Origin of the sequence: Paenibacillus sp. FSL H3-0310, from assembly GCF_038002785.1 — a bacterium.
In the GTDB taxonomy this organism is placed as follows: Bacteria; Bacillota; Bacilli; order Paenibacillales; family Paenibacillaceae; genus Paenibacillus_AQ; species Paenibacillus_AQ odorifer.
This window is the reverse complement of sequence record NZ_JBBODC010000003.1, coordinates 382,546-404,135: the sequence shown is the minus strand read 5'-3', so window position 1 is coordinate 404,135 and position 21,590 is coordinate 382,546. Positions and strand designations below refer to the sequence as shown.

The following is a 21,590-nucleotide window of genomic DNA, read 5'->3' as shown; positions in this document are numbered from 1 at the left end:
CGATTTCTCTAAACGCCAAAAGGGCTCTGGAATGGTTCTACTGAACCTACCCAAAGCCCTGGCTTCAAATTCTTACTTTTCAGTCTTAATTGCTAAAAGATTGTATAGAACCATTGCGCTCTCAGCTCGAGTTGCTGAGCCTCCCGGAGCGAATTGCTGGTCACTTCGACCCTGGATAAGTCCAAGGGCTTGGGCAGCAATGATCGATTCACGGGCCCATGAGGCAGCCGCACGCAAGTCACCGAATTGGATTACAGGCTTCGGTTCCACCTTTTTCCCGCTGACATATTCGTAGGCTCGCATCACCATGACCGCCATCTCTTGGCGGGAAATAGGGGCTTCTGGAGCGAAGCGAGTCTCACTCACCCCATGGACTATCCCCGCCTCTACTGCCTGCGCCACTTCCTCCGCATACCACTCATCCGCAGATACATCCGCAAATGCTGTAGATGATTTCCCTTCAAGTCCTAGCAAGCGGATCAGCATAGCTGTAAATTCTGCACGGGTCACAGAGCGGTTCGGCTCGAAATTCCGAAGTCCGACTCCTTGAATCAGATGTTTGGCCGTTAGCTCTTGTACAACCGCCGCCGCCCAATGTCCAGAAGGAACATCGTCATACGATTTGTTGTATTCCAGCACGGCATATGTGCCTAAGTGTTCGGTGCGCAGAGCCACCTTGCCCTTCAGCCAGGAACCGCCCGCATACTCTATATTTCCGGAATCTGGAAAATAATAGCCGCCGAGCAAATTCCTTTTGGCCTCAGGGTAGGCGTTAAGCTCTAATGTAACGGGCTCAACAAATTTGGAAAGTATGCTTCTTGTACCGTCACCAGCAACAATATACAGGGTAAAGAGAAGGAACTCTCCTGCCTGGTTTAGCACTGCACCAGATTTCTTCTCTGCGCTAGCTAGTATTCTCTGCGCCGCTTCCCCATTCACCTCAGAAGCCTCCAGAAAGATCTGGCTGCCGGCCAATTGCTCCGCAGGAATCAAACCCCGCAATTGTTGAAGCACCGCTGCCGGAAGGGTCAGATTAAAGTTAGAAGCCTCTACCCGAAGCGGCTTCTGTTTGAGCATGTCTGTTGCCATCCCCGGCAATACTAGCATTCTCAATTTACCCTCGTAGACAATGGCTTCCGAAAGATCGTTCAACGAAGCTGCGTTTAGTTGCAGCCGCCCCGCCGTTACCTCCGGTACGGAAGGCACTTGTGGTTGCGGACTCGGAACAGTTGAAGTAGTCTCTTCCGCTTGTAGAATCTGAAGCCTCAGACTGCTCTGCCGTCCTCCGTAACTTGCAGTAATCACAGTCATGCCCGGATCAAGTGCTTGCAGCTGCCCCGTTGCCGTTACTGTGGCTACCTTCCTGTTACTGCTCTCGTAGATCACACCCTCGGTTACCGTAAGGAGGCTATCATCACTATATACCGCCGTTGTGACCACCTTACCGCTCTGCCCTATTTCCAAGGATGTCGGACCGCTTAACGAAATAGAGACGAGCTCCGGCAGTTGTCCATACACCTTTAATAAATAGGAAGCGGTCATGTTGTCATATACGGATGAAATAACCGAAACGCCCGGTCCTTTAGCTTCAATATGGCCATCTTTGCCTATACTTGCGACGTTAGGATCGCTGCTCTCATAGACTATACCTTCGGTTACTATATAACGGCTGCCATCGCTGTACACTACCGAAGTAACCGCCGTTCCGGTCTCCCCGACAGCCAGGCTTTCCGGGCCGCTAATTGCCGTTGAGACTCTTTCTGTAGGCTCCATGACTGTCACCTGAAGCTGTCGGAAAGGCTCTACATTTCCAGCCTTATCCACCGAACGATAATCGATCCCGAAGGTTCCGGGGTTCTCGATATATACGCTCTGAGTAACCGTACTCCATGAACCACCATTGAGCCGGTATTCTGTCCGCTTGACTCCCCAGCCGACAGCTCCCCCATTGGATTGGTCGGTGACATCAAAAGTGATATTGACTTTGCCCTTATATGCGCCCCCTTCTCCTGTTTCTCCAAGTATGATAGCCTTCGTGACTGGAGGTGTTGTATCTTTCGGCAAAATTTCCAGATACGCGGCATATTTGCCATTCTCATTCTTACGGCTTCTTATGTCTGTGGCGAGATTATAGCCTACCTGCCTAAGAGCCAGACTTATCACCGGATCGGAAGGGAACTCCGTGCCAACCCATGAGGTAATATCGAACTGCCGCCACTGCTCCGGTCCGGAAAAAGTCTGCAGCGCAGCTTGAGTACCGATTTTTGGAGCATTATTGTAATTTAGCGTTGCCTCCGTCCAATCATCATCTTGGACTCCAAATACACCGATATCGGACAAAGTGCCTGCCCCGTCATTTGTCTTTCCGAACACATTCAGCTTCACAGAACCAACTTCACCGAGAAATGGACTCAGATCGAATTTTAGATAAACCCTTCTGTCTGTGTCCCCGCTGCCATTTCTGATCTGCAAGTAATTGACCGAACTATAATTGACTGCAGCTTTCGATCCTCCATTGACATACGCATCTTCAGAAACATACAGCTTCGTTATTGCCGCTTCGTCTGGTTCCGAATCGGAAGGCTCAGAAGGCTCGGCATTCGGATCAATTCTGAACTTGACAACATGGCTTTTTCCTTTGGACCCGCTGGTATGAATTGCGAGTTCAATCCTCGGTGAGGTCTGCAGTACCGTTACGGTTGGATCTTTCATCAGCTCTTCCAGCGCGGTTCTGCCGACATCCACATTCACCACAGATTGAGACTGTGTCGGATCCGAAATGGCTATCGTCAGTTCATCTCCAGACTCCTTGATAATAATGGAGGCTGGATGATTGGCGCGCACGGATTCGATCATTCCCGGTACCCAGAAGTTCATAGCCGTAAGTCCCAGCTTCTGTTCCTTGACGGCTTGCACACTATCCGTGTTGGCTATAATTTCGATGTCAGGACTACTGCTGTAGCGCGCTGTCGCCGTTTCATCCTGATTCGGCAGAAGCACATACGAATACGATTGATTCACCGGATTCGTTCCTTGAGCAATCGACAGGCTGGCATAATTTCTCGTAATCGGCTCCGTTGATCCCCCTTGATTAATATCCTTCCATGCGCCAGTCCGAGACTCACGCAGACCGTCTATCGTTGGGGCATCAGGGAAATAATAACCGATTCCCGAGCCGGGAACATTGCCTTCCAGATGTGCCCAATGCACCTGATTCATTGACTCAGACCAACCCAGCGCGGATGGCTTGGCCTCTCCGTTGACCGTAAGTACATTGTCTCCGCTCGCCTTGAGCTTACGGTTATCTACGATGGTCTCCACCTTGCGGTTATCCGTGCTTGTAATGCCTGCCCCAAGTGCTACGATTTCATCATCGAACATGAACCAGGACTTTTTACCGGACAATGTGCTGTTATCCGGATCCAGATCCATGCCGGCCGCTCCATAAAGGCCGTCTATGGATGATCCTCCCACCCATGTTTTAGATGTAGTCTTGGCTGCACCGCGACTTGCCCCATCCGATGTAACCCCAGGCAGACGATAAGCGTTCACGGTCGGCCAGAATGCATCTGCATATTGATCCAGATCCTGATTATACAGATAGGTCATGCCTTCGCCTGTATACCAGCCCTTCAGATTCTCTGTGCCCGCTTCATAGTTGGCAATTCGGGCCGAAGACATGCTGATCCCAAAGGCATATCCAGGCCGATGGTGGACAATCCGGTCCATAGCCGAAAACTGCTTATGCACAGTAAGGTCTCCTGATGGCTGCACCTCTGGATCGTCCATAAGCGTCTGGAGCAGAACAATATCGGCTACTCTTAGACCGTCGTAATAACTTTCTACTACCGTATCGGCTTCGAACCAATACTTCACCATCGATTTAAATCGGGCCGCTTGCTCCGGTGGCGCGGAAGAAGCCAGCCGCAAAATATGCGACCAAGGCACGAGCTGCCGGTTTCCCCGGGCTATCGATCTACCGAACACCATATCCATCATTAATTTTCTGTAGACGAGAGGTTCATAAGAATCCGTTACCCAGTTGTATACATTCTTCATATTGGTATCAGTCAGCGGCCAAGAGGACCCTGTCAGCAAAGTCATCATTTTCATCATATCGCCAAGCAATACAGCCCCATAACTGCCGGTATAAGCAATATTATTATGCTGGATAAAGGAGCCGTCCTCATAAAATCCGTCTCCGCGGGTCACATAGGGTAATACTTGGCTAACCGCATCCCTCCCTTGTTTGATCTTCGCACTGTCACGATTATGAATGCCCCTCAAGACCACTGCCAGTGCTTTATCCAGCCGATTCGCGCCGGTCTCCATCAACGAGGGTTGATTGGTCCGTTTGATTGGGTCCGGGCAGAATTTATCAATGGCTTTGGTATATTTGGTAATCTGATCGGCTGACAAATACTCGAACATTAAGGCCATCGTATCTCCCAAAGCAAGCGGAATGCCGATCTCCCATTCGAACCAATTGCCTTTCTCCAGTTTAGTTTCGTTATACCAATTCGCGTATAAGAAATCTAAACCATCCAGAATATCTGATTTCAACTGCATATTCTCGTACAATGGTGAGCCGGATGTCGAAAAGGCAATAGCCATATCCTTCAACCGGTTATAAGAGGCTGCCGTATCAAAAGCATCCGCTGTGCTGCCCGGCTTATCGCTCCATAAATAAGTACGGTTCATTTGCTTGTTCATCGTATCCCAGAATCCAGTTCGCTCCTGATTACTGATCTTATCGGATAAAGTCTTTATAGACTTGGCAATGTCCGGGTTATTCGGGTCGAAGGATTGCCCTCCGGTCAAATACTCCACCCATCTTCCACGAAGCTCGTCATATTCGTCTTTTGGAGTCTCTCCTTCAGTAATATTAAATTTCAATACATGCGTTGCCCCTATAGAATTCTTCACATCCACCGTTATAACTGTATTTCCCGAAGCTTGCACTACATCCGTCTTGCTATCTTTGCTGAGCAGTGTCAACCCCGGTATAACCAGTTCCAGGGACAATAGGTTTTGCGACTGAGTAGGATCAGACACCGAAACGACAAGCTCCTGATCGATCTGCCGAATCATCACGGAAGCTGGATTGAGTGCCTTGATGGAATCTACTGTTCCTGGATTCCAGAAATTAGCGGCGGTTATGCCCAGCTTCTTCTCTCTGACCGCATGCACATCCTCTGTATTGCGCAGCACTTCGATATCCGGGTTGCCACTGTAATCCTCAGTACCTGAAATGTCACGATTAGGCAACAGAACATAGGAGTATGAGCCATTCGTAGGCGTATCTCCATGCTCAACTGCCAGGCTTAAATAGTTGCGTGTAATGGGAACATCGGATTGAGTGGCATTAATCTCTTTCCAACTGCCGGTTCTGGCTTCACGTTGCGCCAGTATACTTGGAGCTTCAGGGAAATAGTAGCCCACGTCGGCACCTGGCACATTACCCTCCAGATGGGCCCATTGAACGTTCTTTAACGTCGCTGACCATCCGGACTGTGACGGTTCTACAGCTCCGTTGATTAGAAGTTTGTTGTTTCCCACTTCGTTAAGCATCCGGTTATCGATAATCGTCTCAACAGACTGCGGGCCGGCAGTTGATTTAGAAATTCCCGAACCAAGCGCCACAATCTCATCATCGAACATAAACCAGGATTTCTTGCCTTGCAAATCGCTACCGGTCACTTGGGAGAGTGAGAAATCCATACCTGCTGCACCGTATAGGCCTTCCAGCGACGATCCACCCACCCAGGTTTTCGGATTCATGTAACTTTTCCATTCCACAGGCACCATCCCCTGCCCCGATCCATCCGTTGTCGTGCCAGACAAGCGGTAGGAATTGACGGTAGGCCAGAAGTCATTCCGGTATTGGGTCAGATCCTGATTGTATAAATAGGTCATCCCAATCCCCGTATACCATCCTTTCAGGTTCTCGTTGTTCCCTTTCTCAAACGCCGAGATGCGATTCGAGAACAGACTCAAGCTGAAGCCGTAACCTTCGCGTAGATGAACCACCCGGTCCATGCCGGCGAATACCTGATTCTTAATGAGAGCTCCTCTTGGATTGATCTTCCCGTCATTCATCAGCTTTTTCACAATCGTTATATCGGCAAGCGACAACCCTTCATAATAATTGCCGGATGTCATATTCGCTGAGATCCATTCTTTCGCCGCTTGCTTAATGGATACTGCAATATTCTCCGGAGCAGTTTCAGCCATCCGCAGCAAGGTGACAATTAACCCTCTTGCGCTGCCGCTTCCTTTTCTAGATATACCTCTGCCATTTACCGAATCCATAAATTGACCGTTGTAGATCACCGGCTCGTAAGTCTGAGCCACCCATTCGTAAATGTTCAGAACATTCGGGTCCGTTATTGGCCATGGAGAATCGGTCAGCAGATAAGACATATCCGCCGTCCCTTTGAACCAGACCGAACCATATCCTCCCGTATAGGCAATATTATTATGCTGAACGAGGGAACCATCCTTATACACACCGTCACCATGGGTCGTGTACACATACTCGGAGCCAATGGAATCACGGCCCTGAATGATCTTTGCACTGTTGTTGCCAATCACGCCTCTTACCGTGACCACAAGCGCTTTATCTAGTAGATTTGCTCCCGTCATCTTCGTGCCCTTAACGCCAAGCACCGACCCTACTTTAGGGTCTGGACAGAAGGCATCAATAGCCGCAAGATACTGATTGATTTGCTGCGGTGTTAGATGGTCATACATGAGCACCATAAGATCATTCACAATCTGCGGCGTGCCAATCTCCCAGTCCCACCAGTTCCCATAAGCGCTTTTGCTCGGATTATAGCGGTTTGTATACATCCAATTGATTGCGCTTACAATATCATTCGCCAAAACGCTGTTGCCGTAAAGCTCCGATCCCTCCACAGAATAGGCCAATGCCATAGTCTTCAAGCGATTGTAAGCGCTTGTAATAAACTGCGAATCTGTAGTGCTCGCGGTATCACTCCACAAGGAGGTGCGGCCGGAGGATTTATCCATACTCTCCCAAAGTGCAGCAACCGATGCAGCCTGAGCGCTAATACTAGCAGCTATATCAGGATCACTCCCATCGTATTGACCACCACTTAATCGGTCGTACCATTTCAGCCTCAGTTTATTGTAGGCCTGTATCGTGTCGGGAGCTTCGACAGTAACCAGACATTCGGCTGCAAGGCTACCATCCGGTGTGGCGATCTTGATGGTCGAAGAACCGATCCCCGTACCCATTACATTACCAAGTGCGTCCACAGTCGCAGCTTCTGGATTGCTCGAAGTCCACACTACCGTTTTATCCACCGCCGTTATAGGGGATAAAGTCGGCAGAAGTGCAACCGTGTCCCCTTTGACCATAGAAAAGGCCGTACGGTCTAGCACAATTCCTGTAAGACCCGCATATTCCTCCAATGCGATATCATCTATCCATAGCTTTCCTTTTCCAGTCTCCAAAAAAGGCTCGATGACTAGCTTCGTCGCGTTAGCCGGCATAGTTAGAAGTACTTGCTGCATACTCCAGTCCTGTGTGCCTGTTATTTTGGGAGAGGAAGGTCCATCTCCCACTTTGGCAGTATTGTAATACTGTGTTCTAAAGTAGGCTCCCTGTCCAGTGACGTTGTCCGTCTTTAGCCAGACTTTAAGCCTGTAGGATTTACCGGGGATAACCGAAGTTACCCCCTGATTGATGGAAATCCTGCTTGTGGCAAAGGCATCGAACAGCATGGACCGGGTTCCTTCATGCGCAGTGCCAGCGTCTATCTTGATATTCGCTGTTTTATTCGTGCCTTTCCCGCTACCTGTAGGGACCCATAAGCTCCAGCCCACCGGAGCAGCGTCTGTAACCCCTGTCCAGGTTGAGTCAAGGGCTGTCGTTGTATTCTCAAAGCTTCCGTTAAGCATAAGATTTGATGCAGCCGCAGATGCCCTGCTATGCGAGGGATAAAGAACTCCCCCACAGGAAGAAAAAAGATCAACAATGAGAACTAATACTAAAAATAGACTTGGTTTACGCATTTGTTCACCCCAATCTTAGAATTGGTTAAAGCTAAAGGCATCTACAAGTTATCATCCTGCACAAAATTCAACACGGCGTCATCGACGGCCGAAGTTCTTCCCAGATCAGGAAGGTTCACAAGCTCAATCTCGCAAGTCTCCGCACGGCCATGCAGCTCCAAAAGAACCAGCTCATTGCACCCCTTGCGCAAGAGTGGACCAGGGATATATAGCGCCCGCTGCGGTCCAACGTTCCAGTAACGGCCCAGATTAAATCCGTTAATCCAGGCGACCCCTTTATTCCATCCATCGAATCGTAGAAAGGTATCGCCAATCTCCTCCGCCTCGAAGCTCCCCCGGTAGAATCCGGGCAGACCCGATAGGGGCGCAGCTTGCTGCTTCTCCACCGGATGCTTCTTGTACGCTAGTGAAGCCAGCTGTTCCTGTTCCAACGGCAAAGTACGAATCGTCCAGTTATATTGCAGCTGGTTATCAATCCGAACCCCGTCCAGAATCCCTTTCGGATCGCGAATGAGCGGCCCGTAATTGATTCGTCCCATGTTCTCGACAAGGATATCCAGCTGCGCTCCCCCAGCGGGGATGGAAAGTTCCAGTGGCAGCGGATTCCAGCGCTCAATCACCCCAAGCACCTGTCCATCCAGGAAGACCTGCGCCCGATCGCGCACGCCCTCGATGTAAAGCTTCTGTCTGGACCGCGGTCCCTGCACAAAAGTGCTGTACAATATAAAACCATAGGATTGTCCGAGCTTCTCCATCGGCTGTACACACACGCTGTTCACCGTCTCTGATAACTTCTCCAGATTGGAAGCCGTGAATAGTTCCGCTCTTTCCGTCAAAGCGACTTTCCCGTAAGAAATCTTCGGAATCGGCTCAGGGAGTGGACAAGTCGGGGCAAATCCATGGTTGCTGAGTACCGACCGGACAGCTTCAAATTTCGCCGTCGTATCTCCCCATTCCGTGAGCGGGGCATCATAGTCATAGCTTGTAGTCGTTGGCTCGTAGGTGACGATATGATTCGCACCATTATAGAAACCAAAATTGGTTCCACCATGGAACATGTACATATTAAATGAGGAGCCCTGGGTCAGAATCTCATCCAGAACACCTGCTACATCCCCGGCATCGCGTACATGATGATCCTCCATCCAGTGATCAAACCAGCCGTTCCAGTATTCCATCACCATAAGCGGCTCTTCAGAGCGGTATTCCCGATATTTGCGGAAGGATTCCTCTGTACTGGAGCCGAAATTGACTGTCGCATGCACATCCTCCAGTGTTCCGCCGAGCAACATCTCATCGGTTGGCCCGTCGGAAGTAAAGAGCAGCACATCGATCCCTCTGCTGACCAGTCCATCACGCATATAGCCCAGGTAGCCACTGTCATTACCATAGCTGCCATATTCATTTTCTACCTGAACGGCCAGAATTGGTCCGCCATGTGTGGAGAGCAGCGGAACCAGCCGAGGAATTAGCTCATCGTAATAACGGTCTACCTTGCTTAAATAAAGAGGGTCACAGCAGCGAAGCTGGAGTTCCCCGTAAGCTAGCAACCAGCCCGGCAGGCCTCCGAACTCCCACTCCGCACAGATGAATGGACTCGGTCTGACAATAACATGAAGCCCAAGCTCCCCAGCCAGCTCGATAAAAGATACCACATCGGCCATGCCATCAAATACGAACTCCCCTTCTTTAGGTTCATGTATATTCCAGGCGATGTAGGTCTCCACGGTATTGAATCCGCAGGCTTTCAATTTCAGCAGCCGGTCTTTCCAATATTCAGGCACAACCCGAAAATAATGAATGGCTCCCGATACGATACGATAAGGCTGTCCGTCCAGCAAATAGTGTCCGTCGTTCCAGGTGAGCAGGCTCATTATCGACAACCTCCTTTAATAATATTTATTCTAACGATTCCCCGCAGTGGTAGACGGCAAGCCGTCTGATCTTGGGGCTTGCGGCAGCTTCTGACACCCGTAAGCGGATTTTCTCTGCGACAACCGGAGGGAAGGCATCGATTTTCTTATGGCCAATCGAACTGCCACGCTTCAACTCCAGCCACGCTCCGTTGCTGTACGCTTCCAGCATATATCCTTCTACTCTTTCGCCGTAAGCGATATCCTCCATAATCTCGGCATGATCAATCACAGTAGCTGCTGGCAATTCCAGTTCAACAATATCTCCAGTACCTGCGGTTACCGCCAGAGCCTTGTCAAATCTGCGTCTTATCTCCTTGCCGAATTCCAGCAGCCGCTGCACATCAGCCTCCGGAAACAGCCCGCGTTTGTCAGGGGCTACATTGAGCAGCAAAGTTGCCCCATGTCCAACCGAACGATAATAAATATCCATTAGCTGCTCCAGAGACAGCAGCAGATGCTCCTCCTCAGGATGCCAGAACCAGCGGTCTTTACGGATGGGCACATCGCATTCCGCAGGCACCCAGCTCGGCGTTCCGGGAAGCCAGTTCAATGAAGCTTCACTGAACATGCTACCCCGCGCAGAATTCGCAGTGTTCCAGCATGGATAAGGAGCAACACCATCCTCATTGCCAACCCAGCGGATCGTTGGTGCCCCCATATTAAACACCATGGCGCCTGGCTGATGGCACTTGATCAGATCCATAATCCGCTGCCAATCGTAATTGCGGCCCTCCGACCCTGCGCCGTCGAACCAAATTTCCGTAAGCGGACCATAGCCCGTAAGCAATTCCTGCAATTGCAGGGCATAGAAATCATCGTACGCTTGCGGATCTGCATAACAGGGCTCATGTCTGTCCCACGGAGACAAATAAATGCCGAAGCCAACTCCAAGTTCACGGCAAGCCTCCGCGCATTCCTTGACGACATCGCCGCGCCCTTCTTTCCATGGGCTAGAAGCCACAGAATAAGTACTTGTCGCAGTCGGCCACAAGCAGAAGCCATCATGATGTTTAGCTGTCAGTATAAAATAACGGAATCCAGCTTCTTTGGCTGTACTAACCCATTGGTGGGCATCCAAATGAAGCGGATTGAAGACCGCAGGTGAATCATTGCCTTCTCCCCACTCCTGATCGCAAAACGTATTGATGCCAAAATGGCAAAACATCCCCAGCTCCAGGTCCTGCCACTCCAGCTGTTCCCTAGAAGGCAGCGCCAATTTCTCTTCCGGCTTGTTCTGTGAAAATCTGCTTTCCATCATTGCTACACTCTCCCATATGTTTGTGTAGGCCCAATATATAAATAAGGCTTTGGAAAGCCAGTTGATGACCTTCCAAAGCCTCGTCCACAACTTGTGATACTTGCTTATTCCCTGTTTATTTGATGACACCTTTTTCGTTGATAATTTTTGTTGCTTCATCAACCATCCATTGCTGCACCTTATCAATCGATTCATTTCCAAGCATAAATCTGCTGAAGCCGTCATCGATTATTTTGGTCAATTCGGACGTTGCCGTCGTCATCACCTGTGCACCATCAAGGAACTGGATTGCACTGTCAAAGAGTGTATATTTGAGTGAATCCATATCATACATATCCTCTTTGCCAGCTACCAGTTTGGTCAGCAAGGCTTCATTATCCGCTTTTTTATAACCGGAGAATTCCAGTCTGTTATCACTAACAGCCGTTGACATAAATCTCATCAGTTGGAAAGACGCCTCTTTGTTCTTCGAAGTAGCGCCCATCGCCAGCATATTGCCGCTGGTGAAGTATTTGCCCTCGTATTCTTTCGGTTCCGATCCTGCCGGAGGCACCGGTACCGGAGCAAAAGCTGTCTTAAAATCATGCGGATACTGCTCAGTATTGCCCGGATCAGCAATCGTCCAGTTACCAGCCAGAATCATAGCGGCTTCTTCATTAAAGAATTCCGTGCGGTAATTGAGCTTAGCCGCTAAAGCGTCTGCATAAGTTTTCGCAGATTTATCAGCAGACTCCATATCTTTGCGCAGCTGGAAGAAGTATTTATAGGTTGGATCCGCGAAAATGGTCGTCCCGTCATCATACACGAATGGATCTTTCATCATCGTTTGGGCCGGAGCGTTCATATACAACTCCCAGGTGTGGAAGTATGTGCCGTAACGTTTGTCTACGCCTTCACCTTTGGTCAGTTTTTTGGCATAGTCGCGGTAGTCATCCCATGTCCAGCCAAAAGTAGGTACAGGCAGCCCAGCTTCATCCAGTGCATCTTTATTCAGCATTACATAGTTGCTGCTCTTGGTATATTGCATCCCATAGTAGTTGTTGTCTACCTTAGCATTCACATAATATTCATCCTCAGGAACGAGGTTATCCTTCTCATAGAATTCATTCAGCGGGGCAAGTGCTCCCCGGGTCGCCCGTTCAAGTACGCCTCCAAGGCTTGGTACCTGAACAACGTCAATCGCTTCGCCGGATGAAATCAGGAAGTCGAGTTTCTTCAGCATCTCCACAGAATCACCGGGAACGAGTGTCACATGCTCTACCTTGATATTTGGGTTCTGATCCATAAATTCCTGCAGCATGGCATCCGTGCCTGCTGATTGGGCTTCATTGTCCCAGTTGTAATATTTGATGGCGACTTGCTTGTCCACCTTGGTGTTCCCGGCATTCGTACTGGCTTCAGCACCGCCATTCTTCTCTGAATTTCCGGAATTTCCACAGGCGCTTAACGTTAAGGAAACCGCCAGCATGGAGCCTAGTACAACGGATAATCTTTTTTTGCCCTTTGTTTTCATTTTACTTCCCCCCGCACTGAAATTTAAGTATAGTGCCTTGTTCATTTCTTATTATAGGCACCCGCTGTACAGGCCAAGTGCACAATTTTGCTGTAGTAGGATCACATTTTTGACTTTTACCCTCTTTTGCATACCCGCAAGTCAGCCCTTTACGCCTCCCAAGGAGATTCCGTTAATGACTTGCTTTTGCAGGGCAATGAACACGATGACCAATGGGATGATCGCCGAAACGGCTGCCGTCATCATAATCGCATAGTTGTTCGAATAATCGTCTCGGAACAGTGTCATACCGAGTGGGATAGTGTACAGATTCTTGTTTAACAAGAAGATCAGCGGATTCTGGTAGTCATTCCAGGTCCAGATAAATTTAATGATCGCCACGGTAGCGAGCACCGGCTTGCAGAGCGGAACAATGATAGACCAGAATATCCGCAAATGGCCTGCACCATCAATTCGCGCCGCTTCAATATATTCGTCGCTGATACCAATCATAAATTGCCGCAGCAAGAACGTGAAGTAAATGGAGAACATACTCATTAATACGATAGCAGCATGAGTATCATAGAGGCCGAACCAACGAATCAGCAGAAAACGCGGAATCAGCGTGGCCTGGTCAGGAATAATCATGAATGACAGCAGCGCCAGAAAGACCATATTCCGTCCTTTAAACTTGATTTTGGTCAAGGCATACGCCGACATAGATGAAATGATCAGTGTGATGCAGGTTGTAATAATCGCAACTTTAAAGGAGTTTAAATAGAAATGGGAGAAAGGTACCCGTCCCATCCAAACCATCTTGAAATTATACGCTACATTGATCTTCTCGGGAATCCATTGGATCGGGAAGCGCATTACATCTTTTTCATATTTGAAGGCTGCGGAAATCATCCAGATCAGCGGAATAAGAAATACAATGGACAAAGCGCCCATGATGCAGGTAGTGATCACTCTGGACATATTTTTTCTAATCAGTTGCATGTTAATCTCCCCCCTTTATTCTTCATTTCTCATTTTCCAAGTGGCTGCGGTAATCAAGCCGATGACAGCGAATAGCAGCCAGGAAATTGCAGAAGCGTAGCCCATGTTGTAGTATTTGAACCCTTCCTCATAGATCCTGAACACAAGCACGGTAGAAGAATTATTCGGGCCACCTTCGGTCAAAAAGGCGATGATGTCGAACACCTTAAACGAGCCAATCAGCATGGTAATAAGCAGGAAAAATGTGGTCGGACGCAGCATCGGAACTGTGATGGCAAAGAATTTTTTCAACGCGCTGGCGCCATCTATTTCGGCGGCTTCGTAGATTTCATCGGAAATATTCGTCAAGCCAGCCATATAGATAATTATGGTGTAGCCAAGACTCGCCCAAGAACTGATAATAGCAATGGATAACAGTGAGGTCTTTGGATCAACTAGCCATTTCGGAGGGCTGGAAATTCCAAACTCCATCAGCAACTGATTGATCGGTCCAAGAGACGGATGGAACAATGCACTCCATACGGCAGCTATCGCAATAATCGAAGAAATATAAGGAATAAAGAAAGCCACTTTAAAATAATTTTTGAGGAACACACTGTTTTGAATCAATGCCGCGAGCACCAGCGCAATCGCAATCGGTATCGGCACGGTCATAATCATATAAAAAGCATTGTTCTTCAAAGCTTGAATGATACTCGGATCATGGAACATTTTGATATAGTTATCCAATCCGATGAACTCGATTCCTTTGACTCCCGACAATAGATCCCATTTCGAGAAGCTCAAATAAAGTGAGAATCCAAGCGCAAATACATTAAGAAATAGCATCCCGACAATTTCGGGTGCCAAAAACAGCCACCCGGTTAAAGCCTCTTTCCGTTGCGGAGTCCAGAATTTCCGCTTCTCTTGCAGAATTTTTGGCACAGGTTGTTTTGCAGCCTCCACGTTGTATCACCTCGACAATTTGATTTGTCATTATAGTAATACATCCGCCTTCCGCAAGAAGGAGTGATTATGACCCGGAATGTGCAAGATTTTGACCTTTGTCCGCCGACAACAAAAAACCGCCCTAGAGGGGCGGCGCGTCTGTTCATATCATTAACAATTGTGCTTCTCAGCGTACCGAATGTTTGGATTTATATTCGCTTGGCGTTGTTCCTACATATTTTTTGAACACTTTTGAAAAATAGGTTCTGTCCGAATATCCCAGGCCGACGGCCAGCGACTCCAGGTTCTGGCTGGAGATTTTCAGCATTTTGGTAGCGACCTTCATCTTGTGCTGATGCACATAGTCCGTAAAGGTCAGGCCAGTCATGCGCTTGAAATAACGCGAAAAATAGCTTGGATCCAGAAACAGATAACGTGCCATATCAATTGAAGTGATATTATCGCCTAGATGCTGGTCGATATACTGCTGGATAAGCTGCAGCTTGGGCTCCTGCGGAGAAGCTCCTGTCACCTGCTGCTTGCTGCCTGTAATCTGTACAAGCTTTCTCTCCACCAGTTCCATCGTATCTTCAAGTGTGCGGGTCTGCACGAGATAGACGAACAGATCCTCATCGAACATCAGGCTCGTAAACATTAACTCGATGCCGCGGAGCATAAAGGATAAATCCCGGGCGAAATCGCCAGGATGAATAGACATTGCTTTTGCAGTCCTAGCGATTTCCTGTAGAGTGCCACGGATGGCTTCAAGGTCTTTTTTAATCACGGCCCGTTCCATCTGCGGGATATAGCTGTCCAGAAATCCTTGGGGAGCAGGCTGGAAACGTGGAGAAGCGATTTGCAAAGTATCCAGAACCGTGTAATCCGCACTTGCATAGAACTCGCATTTGTCCTGAACAATCTGCCGATGGATCTGGCCAATCGCCTGTAGCTCCATTTTCTCTGTGACGGCAATAATGCCCGGTTGAATCTTAAGAAGATGGGAGCATTCAGAACACAGCCGCTGTAAATAATCGTGAAAATGAAGACTGGCATTCTGCGCCAGATTCACACGGTAATTATATAAAATCACAATATTCTTTTGCTCCAAGAAAGGCGTAACCCCTTCACACGTTTCGGACAATTCCAAGGCTATATTGTAAATAGCATATAGAATAAGTGGATACTCACTCTGCTTGTATCGCTTGTCGAAACTGGAAAAATGAATACTGACCGTGCCCAGCATAAACCACGGATACGTCCAGGATATGCCGATTTGCGCCGCATAGGCCAGTGTGGTTTCAGGCGGAGCACCGCCAATCACCCTTTGCAGCAGGTTCTGCCGGAAGAGCTGGCTGTTGTAGCCTGTCTCCCCATGGCTGATCAACCCGATCTTCGACTTAAGCAAGTGTACGGACTTGGCAAGGCTTTTCTCCAGTTGCTCTTCTGTAAGCTGGTCCTTGATTAAATAATCATCCACTTTCAGCTTTACCGCTTGCTGAGCATAATGGAAATCCTCATGACAGGTCAGGAAAATAATTCTGACCTCCGGCTTCATGCGGGTGAAGCAATCGGCTAGCTCAATCCCGTTCTTTTGCGGCAAACCAATATCCGTGATCACAATGTCAGGCTGCACTTCCTCAAACATTAATAACGCCTTGGCACTGGAATAGGTGCTGCCGACAATCTGCAAGCTATGTGTCTCCCAGTCAATCATCTGCTGAAGCACTTTGAGCATAGGAACATCATCGTCTATGAGCATCACTTTATACATCAATATCCCTCTCTCTCTGACAGATTAACCTGATGATTGCCTTGCGGCAAATACAGAGAAACGGAAACCCCACCCTGCGGCAGATTATGCAGCGACAAGCGGGTATCCTGACCATAGGTCAGCCTCAGCCTTTGAACCACGTTCATTAAACCGACCCTTTGATAAGCTTCATCCTGTTCATCGTCCTTATACAGTAACCTGCGGTTCAGGCCCGCCAGAACTTCAGCCCCTGCACCGCAGCCATTATCTTCAACTTCAATCATGATCCCATCAGGGACCGTTCGCGAGCGAACGACAATACGCGGTGCCGGGTGGTCAACCAATCCGTGGACGATTGCATTTTCTACAAGGGGCTGCAAAATTAGCTTAGGGACGATGAGCTTCTCTGTATCCTTTTCCAGATCGACCTCCAGTTCAAGAGGGATTTCGTTACGGATCTTCATAATATCGATATAATGGCCAAGCAGTTTGCATTCTTCCCGCAAGGTAGCCGGTTCATTGACCTTCAAATAAGCCCGGAGCAGACTCATTAATGAATCGATGATCCCGCTATGCAGCTTATCTTTGGCCAAAATAAGGCTACATTTAATCGAATTCAACGTATTGATCAAAAAATGGGGGCGAATCTGCATAAACAGCGCCTCCAGCTCCATCACCCGCTTCTGTTCCTGCTCCAGCTCGATGTCATGAATCAGTCCTTGCAGCTGGTCTAGCATAGTATTCAACGTCTGCCCCAGCTCAGCGATTTCATCCTTGCCCTTGACCTCCAGCCTGACATCAAGATTCCCCATCCCGAACTGGCGCACAACGCGCTGCAGCTTCATGATCGGACTATGCAATCTTTTGGCAATCAGCATGGAGGTAGCCGAAAAGACAATAAATAAGAGGAGTACCAAGCCAATGCCACTATAAAACGTCCGCGAGATCTGGCCCGACCATTCTTTCTCCGAAGCTTCATAGATCAGCTGCCAATTGGATTTGTCGATAGCTCTGGCCGTACGAACGCTTCCTCTCGCTTCCTTGTCTTCTGGAGCCAGCTCTGAGTTCCCAGCGATCAAGCCTCCTCCAGAATCAAATAACGCAACCTTGCCAAATTCGACGGGTCCGAGCAATTTATTGAAATAGGATTCAGGAATTGAGATAAGCAGCACGGACACCTGTCGTTTCTCCCGGCTGTCATAGATTACTCTGGCAATATAATAGCTGCTGCTTTTGCCGGAGCCGCTGTCGGCCATCCCAAGCCATTGCAAGGTCTCCGGTTCGTGAATATTGACACGGCTCATCAGCTTGTCCAGGTTGGCATTGATCACGGATAAATTTTCAGTCCCAGAAGAGATCACAAAGTGTTTCCGGTTGACCAAATACATGCGGATATTATTATTCAACGGCTTAGAGTTGATGAGCGAAAACACATCTTGAATTTGCGTAAAATGTACATAATCCTGATAGCTATTTAGCCGCTCAGTATCCGCAAATGACTTCAGATTAGCGCGGAAATTGGTATCGTTTACAATAAAATGGGAAGCGAACGTCACATCATCAATAGTTTTATTTAGTTCGTCAATCATAACGTTCAGGAAGTTATCGTTGCTGAGCTGCAGCTTCTCTACCATCGTATCCCGGATGAGCACGAAGGAGATGATCGATACTGCAATCAGCGGGATAAAAATCAGCAAAAGAAATGAAACCTGGATACGTCTATAGTAAGTGAATTTGAACATGTTTTCTCCGCGCCTCTCTCATGCTCTTTTCTTTTATTCTATCAGCCCGTTGTCCAGTATTCATACATTATCTGATTACCGTGACTTTCTTTTGACCGTCTGCAGAAACAATAAGCACTACTTCTCCAAAAATTTGTACGCCTTCCACTACATAGGAATCTAAATGACTGGATGGAATCTCGTGGCTGATCACGATAATATGCTCCTCATTCCTTTCGGGGAGGATGATGCGGCAGGCCTCCGCCTGTGCAGCAGCCACCGGTTCACCCGTATGGCGGTAAATTGGCACCTGTTCGACGAGCGGACAGAACAACTCACCCGCAGACTGCGGGTACAGCACCTGCATGATCGAGACCGTTCCTTTCCCCTTTCGGGAGTACACAGCATACTGATTGGGTTCCAGCAGATTATATTCGCGGGAGATTACCCCAGCATCAACCCTGCCCTGAAGACCATCAACATGAACAGGAAGGATACAAATATTGGCTTCCCGCTCATTTTTTGTACGGCATATTAGCGTTCCATCTTCCATCTGAACCGTTCCGGGTGCAAAATGAAAATGCTGAGAAAATGTATGCTCCTGCCGGGAACTGAAGCTGTCCACCAGAAGCCAGTAAAAAGGCTTAATAAATAGGATCCTCCTTAACGGGTAAACCGGATCATCCCAATGACGGTAGCCGTCATGGCTGCCCTCTACATAATCAAAGTCCGGATGGCTGATCCATTGGCAGCCCGTTGGCTTCGCAGTCTGAGAGAAGGACCATGTATCCGTGATTTCGGTAAATCCAATTCCGTCGACAGTGGTCGTATTATGGGCAGCGCTTTCTTTTAGCGCTTTTCTAAGTGGTGTATGATCACTATAGTTGTATCTGCCAAGATCGGTAAGCAGATCCCGCCCATAGGCATACAGATCGAAATGTAGCAGATCCGCGTGCCCATGTCCACCCCCAAGCGGTCCGCAGTGAAAATATAGGTACAAATCCTGCTCGTCCCAGCCCGTTCGCATCACATAATGGCCGGAATGTGCATAGGCGTGTGACAAGTTTGGCGGTAGCTCCGCAGTCAGCCGCTCGTAGCTCTCAACTCCATTTATCCCAAACAACCAGGCATTGTCATAATCCATTTGATCGTATCCGCCAAAGCGGAGTACAGCATCCTGAAATAACCAGCCCGCATAAGTCAAAAGCGAACGGATATCGCTGTCATCACTATCGCCAAGCATCGGCTGCCGGTGATTCGGCTTGGCCCAATACAATGAAGCGACAGCCATTTGCTGAACCTTTTGCTGAAATTCTTCCTGAAGCTCCAGTCCGTTCAATCGGGCTAAGCGGATGAAGTCGAGAAAACATACCAAAACCTCATGGTGATAGGTGGGCGATTGCTCCCAGTGGATGCCGTCCGCCATAATCTGAATTCGCGCCGTCTCTCCCAATCTCTCCTCACTGAGCTGTCGCCAGTTATTGGCACTAGTGAACTCAGGGAAGTAGAGCGCAGTTTGGAACAAACCACAAGTCTCCAGCACCCCCCAGTTGCTGATCTTCTTCCAGCCCGTAAACGATAAAGCTAAATATTGGCCGTGTTCATGGAGAGATATCATCACTTTGGCCAGCAGCGTCGGTGTGAGCAGCGGACTATCCTGTATATAAGACAGTGCTTTAATCCAGTTAGCACAACGAAGGCCCGCTTCAATTGTACGCCATGTCAGCGTATCATTCGTAGGCTTGTCTGGAACGGGGTTACGGTCTATCCAATCTTCAAGCTGGCAGCAAAATGCTCTCGCATAAACCTCTTTACCTGTTATCGCATACGCTTGTCCTAATGCCACCCAGTAGCGGTGGCGATTCAGCATATAAGCCCATTCTACATCCTTGTCCGGAACATGACGCCAGTCAATTTCTTCCTCAAAGGTAACCGGAATGCGGCTGCGCTCCATATCCCAGGGAAAACGAAAGAGAAACGTCTGCTCCACAACTTCATCCGCTGTCTTCATTACTGCTTCCAGTTCGTCTGCACAATAAAGCCGTACATAGTCAATAAGCTGCTGCTTCCGGTTATCCTCTATCCGCCAGCCCGGCGTGCTCCGGCGGGTCAAATACCGATGCAATTCAATCAGCGCATCGTCCTGACGCGCTTGGCTGAGTGCATTCTTCACTAGAGCTAAAGCAGGCAACTCAAGGTCGAGCAGCGCAAAGACGGCATAGGGGGAAATTTGTCTGACATCAGCGTTCATACCAGTACCCCTTGTTGCCTTTTTGCAGCCGCATCAATGCTTCGAGATAGAAATAATCTCCCCAGATCATGAAGTCATCTGGAGACAGATCGCCGCGCACATGGTAAGAACCATGCTTCAGCAGCCCCTCCGCCTCTTCACCGAGCGTGGAATAGTTCTGCACAAGCGAAGTCATCGACTGCACTAATCCCTGCTGAAAATAAGCCCGCTCAGAATCCTCCCCATCCATTAGCTCCAGCAGTTCCTGTAGTCCGGCTGCTACTATTGCTGAGGCCGAGCTATCCCGGTAAGTATCCGGAGATACCGGAGCATTAAAATCCCAGTAAGCGACATGATCCTGCGGCAAATGCTCCAGAAAATAGCGGGCCATCCGCTTGGACGTTTCCAAATACAACGGATTTTTGGTATAGCGGTAGGATAATGCAAAACCGTAAACACCCCAAGCCTGCCCGCGCGTCCAGGTCGATCCGTTAGTAAAACCCTGGTGTGTGGCGCCGCCAATCGGCTCTCCGGTCTTCGGGTCGAAGAAAAACGTATGGTATGAGCTGTCATCTCCCCGTACCAGATACCGTCTCGTTTTCTCCGCCTGCATGACCGCCACTTCCCTGTATACGGAATCACCGGTCTGTTCTTCTGCCCAATACAAAAGGGGAAGATTTAACAGACAATCAATAATGATCCGCCCGCCTTCCTGAGTATCCCCCTCCGGTCCCCAAGCCTGAATATAACCGCCAGCTGTACGCCAGCGCTTCAGCAGCAGGTCTGCCGCCTGCAATGTCAGTTGACGCGCTGATTCGTCTTTATCTATAATCCACTGGGCTTTAGAGGATAACGAATACAGGAAGCCAATGTCGTGATGATCAAGCACGGTCTTTGCCGCGAAACGGCGGCGGAAATCTTCTACGGTATGGGATGCCGCAATACGGAAGCTGTCATCCCGCGTATATTCATAACACAACCACAACATGCCGCTCCAAAATCCGTTAGTCCAGTCGTCGTTGTTATTGAGCTGATAAGTTCCATTCCTGCTGACATGAGGGAAACTGCCCCCGAACCGGTCTATGTTCTTACGTACCTTCTCTATCGCATCTTCAATCGCACTGCTCCACATAAGTTCCTTGCTCCCTTCAGGCTCTTCGTTTCTTACGTTTCATGATAAGGAGAGTGAACAGGATCTAATAGGGGCGATTTTTGCTTTGATGTGCATTATTTTGACTTTTGAATGACGTGAAGTAC

10 protein-coding genes are annotated in these 21,590 nt (G+C 48.8%); all 10 read right to left on the bottom strand.

Annotated features, from left to right (window positions below; all coding sequences use genetic code 11):
- Nucleotides 1-72 precede the first annotated feature (72 nt).
- On the bottom strand, nt 73-8,040 hold the full coding sequence (locus MHH63_RS27765) for a polysaccharide lyase family 8 super-sandwich domain-containing protein (RefSeq protein WP_341172314.1): 7,968 nt from the start codon (nt 8,038-8,040) through the stop codon (nt 73-75).
- A 41-nt stretch (nt 8,041-8,081) separates the two neighbouring features.
- Nucleotides 8,082-9,914, bottom strand: a complete 1,833-nt coding sequence (locus MHH63_RS27760; protein WP_341172313.1) for a glycoside hydrolase family 35 protein — start codon at nt 9,912-9,914, stop codon at nt 8,082-8,084.
- A gap of 25 nt (nt 9,915-9,939) precedes the next feature.
- Nucleotides 9,940-11,214, bottom strand: coding sequence for an alpha-L-fucosidase (locus MHH63_RS27755; protein ID WP_341172312.1), 1,275 nt, complete (start codon nt 11,212-11,214; stop codon nt 9,940-9,942).
- 115 nt (nt 11,215-11,329) lie between these two features.
- The gene (locus MHH63_RS27750) at nt 11,330-12,727 is read right to left on the bottom strand and encodes an ABC transporter substrate-binding protein (RefSeq protein WP_076100552.1); all 1,398 of its coding nucleotides are present in this window, start codon (nt 12,725-12,727) and stop codon (nt 11,330-11,332) included.
- A gap of 141 nt (nt 12,728-12,868) precedes the next feature.
- Nucleotides 12,869-13,705, bottom strand: a complete 837-nt coding sequence (locus MHH63_RS27745; protein ID WP_036675652.1) for a carbohydrate ABC transporter permease — start codon at nt 13,703-13,705, stop codon at nt 12,869-12,871.
- 15 nt (nt 13,706-13,720) lie between these two features.
- Nucleotides 13,721-14,650, bottom strand: coding sequence for a carbohydrate ABC transporter permease (locus MHH63_RS27740; protein ID WP_051490863.1), 930 nt, complete (start codon nt 14,648-14,650; stop codon nt 13,721-13,723).
- A gap of 169 nt (nt 14,651-14,819) precedes the next feature.
- The gene (locus MHH63_RS27735; protein WP_341172311.1) at nt 14,820-16,403 is read right to left on the bottom strand and encodes a response regulator transcription factor; all 1,584 of its coding nucleotides are present in this window, start codon (nt 16,401-16,403) and stop codon (nt 14,820-14,822) included.
- The gene (locus MHH63_RS27730; protein ID WP_341172310.1) at nt 16,403-18,124 is read right to left on the bottom strand and encodes a sensor histidine kinase; all 1,722 of its coding nucleotides are present in this window, start codon (nt 18,122-18,124) and stop codon (nt 16,403-16,405) included. Before MHH63_RS27730 ends, MHH63_RS27735 begins: the two co-directional genes overlap by 1 nt.
- A gap of 67 nt (nt 18,125-18,191) precedes the next feature.
- Entirely contained in the window at nt 18,192-20,354 is a 2,163-nt protein-coding gene (locus MHH63_RS27725) for an alginate lyase family protein (RefSeq protein WP_341172309.1), read from the bottom strand.
- A complete protein-coding gene (locus MHH63_RS27720; protein WP_076303808.1) occupies nt 20,344-21,465 on the bottom strand; it encodes a glycoside hydrolase family 88 protein in 1,122 nt (373 codons plus the stop codon). Before MHH63_RS27720 ends, MHH63_RS27725 begins: the two co-directional genes overlap by 11 nt.
- Nucleotides 21,466-21,590: the final 125 nt, after the last annotated feature.

What these genes read in the sequence shown, in the direction of transcription:
- MHH63_RS27760 (WP_341172313.1), bottom strand. Translation starts at nt 9,914, where the DNA reads ATGAGCCTGCTCACCTGGAACGACGGACACTATTTGCTGGACGGACAG.
- MHH63_RS27745 (WP_036675652.1), bottom strand. Translation starts at nt 13,705, where the DNA reads ATGCAACTGATTAGAAAAAATATGTCCAGAGTGATCACTACCTGCATC.
- MHH63_RS27765 (WP_341172314.1), bottom strand. Translation starts at nt 8,040, where the DNA reads ATGCGTAAACCAAGTCTATTTTTAGTATTAGTTCTCATTGTTGATCTT.
- MHH63_RS27730 (WP_341172310.1), bottom strand. Translation starts at nt 18,124, where the DNA reads ATGTTCAAATTCACTTACTATAGACGTATCCAGGTTTCATTTCTTTTG.
- MHH63_RS27755 (WP_341172312.1), bottom strand. Translation starts at nt 11,214, where the DNA reads ATGATGGAAAGCAGATTTTCACAGAACAAGCCGGAAGAGAAATTGGCG.
- MHH63_RS27735 (WP_341172311.1), bottom strand. Translation starts at nt 16,403, where the DNA reads ATGTATAAAGTGATGCTCATAGACGATGATGTTCCTATGCTCAAAGTG.
- MHH63_RS27725 (WP_341172309.1), bottom strand. Translation starts at nt 20,354, where the DNA reads ATGAACGCTGATGTCAGACAAATTTCCCCCTATGCCGTCTTTGCGCTG.
- MHH63_RS27720 (WP_076303808.1), bottom strand. Translation starts at nt 21,465, where the DNA reads ATGTGGAGCAGTGCGATTGAAGATGCGATAGAGAAGGTACGTAAGAAC.
- MHH63_RS27750 (WP_076100552.1), bottom strand. Translation starts at nt 12,727, where the DNA reads ATGAAAACAAAGGGCAAAAAAAGATTATCCGTTGTACTAGGCTCCATG.